This window comes from Streptomyces griseorubiginosus, assembly GCF_017614965.1.
Lineage (GTDB): Bacteria > Actinomycetota > Actinomycetes > Streptomycetales > Streptomycetaceae > Streptomyces > Streptomyces griseorubiginosus_B.
In genome coordinates, this window is the sequence record NZ_WVUG01000541.1 from 1 (window position 1) to 2,909 (window position 2,909).

The following is a 2,909-nucleotide window of genomic DNA, read 5'->3' on the forward strand; positions in this document are numbered from 1 at the left end:
ACAACCGACGGCATCCGCGACCTCCCGGGGAACGACGACCCGACAGGCCACCACTCCCACGGAACCAACACTCCTACCCCTGACCAGCGGAAACGCGTCGATCACGTCCGGAAAGACAACACCTTCTCAGCCTTAAGCCCTGCGCAGTCAGTATCGCTGCGCACGGCTGTGGCGACGAGCAGGCCGTCGACGAATTCGCGGATACCTCATACGGTCGGCCTGCCCACGCGAGTAACGTGAGCATGACATGACCGTCGCGTCGGTAAGAGCTGTAGCCAGCACTGCCGGTAACTTCTGGCCCGGTCACCGAAGAGTGCGGGTAGCCCGCCATCGAAGGGACATCTCACATGCTCAGGAACAGAAGATTAAGCCTGACCGTCGGAGCCTTCGCGCTCGGCGCGGGGTTCGTCCTGCAATCCGTCGCCCTCACACCGGCCGCCGTTGCGGCACCGGCAAGGGCGGCCACAACTTACTCCTGCACGTACAGGATCGACCCCGACACCATCTACCTGTACGCCGGGTGGAGCAACACACTTACGACCAACACCAAATACGGCCAGGCGAACGACCGGGTCAAAGAGGTTCAGTGCCTGCTCACTCAGTGGGCCGACGACCGCGGTTCCAGCTTCAGCCCCAAGGGCGTCGACGGGCAGTTCGGCAGCAACACCAAGGCCGCCGTCATCAACGCCCAGAAACTGTGCTTCCCACACGACTCCACCCAGTGGGACGGCGAAGTCGGCTCAAACACGTGGCCCTGCCTACGCCTCTACTGGTAGACGATCGGTCCGGGCGGCGGTCCGGCGCCCGACGACTTGCACCGACCGACCACTCCACCGCCCAGGTCCTGCTGCGACGAGGGCCATTGCTGCCCGGCTTCGCAGGATTCGTGGCATCACGCCACACGGACATCAAGGAAACGGTCATCCGGGGCGACGTCCACACGGTCGAGGAGATCTGCACCCCGAAGTACGCGGCGGCCTGGGCCCCGATCGGGCTCAAGCAGACGGTGTCGACGCGGGCGTCACTCAGCCGGGTCGGCGTCGGCCGGTGACGCGGTCTCGGTGCGTACGACCCTGACGGACTGCCGGGCCAGCACCTGGCCGTCACCGACGGGCGGCAGCAGGATGACCTCCAGATCGGCCATGGTGGTCTCCTCCCCGGGCCGGCCCGCGGGCACCCGCAACTGCACGTGGTAGTCGCGGCCCGGGTCGAGGGCGGTTCCGGCGCCGGCCTCGACGGGGTACTCGACGGTGTCGGGGCCGGTCGGGTAGCCGAGGTCGGTCACCTCCTCGACGGTCGGGATGACCTGTCTGAAGCTCCGCACCTGCCCGCCCGCCGCCGTGATCCGCAGCGCGAGTTCGCGGCCCGGCGTACCGGACAGTCTCTCGACGATCTTGATCAGGTCCTCTGCCAGGTCCTCGGCGGGGCGGACGACGATGTCCACGCTGCCTCTCAGCGTGGTGGAGGCGATGGAACGCAGCTGGCGCACGGACCAGTTGCGGCCGATGCCGCGGACGTGGCACGGGAAGCGCTCGGCGTAGGAGGTGAGAGCAGCGGCGAATTCCTGGGAGCTTTCGGCGTCCGCCCGCATGTCCGTGAGCAGGATCGCGCAGCGCGCCGCCTCGGGGCGGGCGGAGAACAGCCGGTCGGCCAGGCGCAGCCGCGGCCCAGGGCCGCCGCCTCGATCGGCCTCAGACGGGCCAGCGCGGCGCGTGCCTCGGCCTTCGTGACCGCGTTGGCCGTCACCAGCCGCAACGAGTCGGGATAGAGCGTCTGCGCATACGCGGAGCCCGCCACCACCGCGAACGAGACGCCGTCGTCGAGGGACTCGATCGCGGCGGCGACAGCGGTCTTGACGGCGTCGAAGTCCTCCTCGGGTAGTCCCGTGGACATCCCGAGCAGGAACACGACCGCCGGCGAGGTGCCCGTCTCGACGGCCGCGCGGGTGGGTGTCGTGTCCGTCACCGTGACGATCAGGTTGAACTCCGTCGCCTCCGCGGCCAGGTTCCCGAGGTGGTACGTGGACAGCTCGACCCCCGGTGGAACGGTGGCGCCGCGTGGTACGTCGGCCGGGTGTGGACCGGTGGAGTCCGTGACGCGGTCCACCGGGGCTGTCCGGTCCGGGTGCATGTCGGGGGCACGCCCTTCGCGCAGCGCCCTGAGCTGGTCGGCGACGGATCCCGCGAAGCCCGGACGCTCGGCGGGATCCTTGGCCAGCAGCCGGGCCACCAGCCGGCCGATCCCGTCCGGAAGGTCCGCGCGCACAGAGCCCAAGGGCGGGGGTGGCGTATGTATGTGACGGAGCATCACGGCCCGGAAGTCCCCGTCCGCCGGGAACGGCGTCCGCCCGGTCAGCAGCACGAACAGCACACAGCCCAGGGCATACAGATCGGCACGCCCGTCGACCCGCTCCCCCAGACACTGCTCGGGCGCCATGTAGGCGGGCGTGCCGATGGCCGTGCCCTCCTGGGTGAGGTCGGAGTCGGCCTCGACGACTCCCGGGATACCGAAGTCGCAGACCTTGACCCGGTCTCCGGCCAGCAGCATGAGGTTGGCGGGCTTGATGTCACGGTGGACGACGTCCGCCCGGTGCGCGCACGAGAGCGCGTCGGCGACCTGCGCGGCCAGGTCCAGCGCCCTGTGCACCGGCAGGCCCGACGGGTGCTCGCGCATCACCTCGCCCAGGTTCCGGCCGTCCAGCAGCTCCATCACCAGGAACGGCTGACCGGCGTGCGTCCCGTAGTCGAAGACTTGCGCGATACCCGGATGCTGCAACCGGGCGGTCACCCGCGCCTCCCGACGGAACCGCTCCATGTGCGGACCGCCCGCCGCCAGATGCGCCGGCAGGAACTTGATCGCGACGCGGCGGCCCAGCACCGGATCGACGGCCCGCCACACCTCCCCCATGC

At 69.6% G+C, this 2,909-nt stretch carries 4 protein-coding genes; 2 read left to right on the forward strand and 2 right to left on the reverse strand.

The annotated features are described in order from the left end of the window. Window positions 1–347 precede the first annotated feature (347 nt). Window positions 348–776: a peptidoglycan-binding domain-containing protein gene (locus tag GRC12_RS43310; protein WP_208785928.1), complete on the forward strand. Its 429-nt coding sequence runs from the start codon at window positions 348–350 to the stop codon at window positions 774–776. A gap of 110 nt (window positions 777–886) precedes the next feature. Next, a complete protein-coding gene (locus GRC12_RS43315) occupies window positions 887–1,051 on the forward strand; it encodes a hypothetical protein (protein ID WP_208785929.1) in 165 nt (54 codons plus the stop codon). On the opposite strand, the gene GRC12_RS43320 is transcribed toward GRC12_RS43315, so the two are convergent. Together GRC12_RS43320 and GRC12_RS43325 are read right to left on the reverse strand one after the other, a co-directional pair. Further along, entirely contained in the window at window positions 1,022–1,489 is a 468-nt protein-coding gene (locus GRC12_RS43320; protein WP_208785930.1) for a hypothetical protein, read from the reverse strand. The genes GRC12_RS43315 and GRC12_RS43320 overlap by 30 nt on opposite strands. Continuing rightward, window positions 1,453–2,909: serine/threonine-protein kinase (locus GRC12_RS43325; RefSeq protein WP_208785931.1), on the reverse strand; the 1,457-nt coding region annotated here is incomplete at its 5' end. The genes GRC12_RS43325 and GRC12_RS43320, both read right to left, overlap by 37 nt.

Bases quoted from the DNA above. Each gene is read 5' to 3' on its own strand.
- GRC12_RS43310 (WP_208785928.1), top strand. From the start codon at position 348: ATGCTCAGGAACAGAAGATTAAGCCTGACCGTCGGAGCCTTCGCGCTC.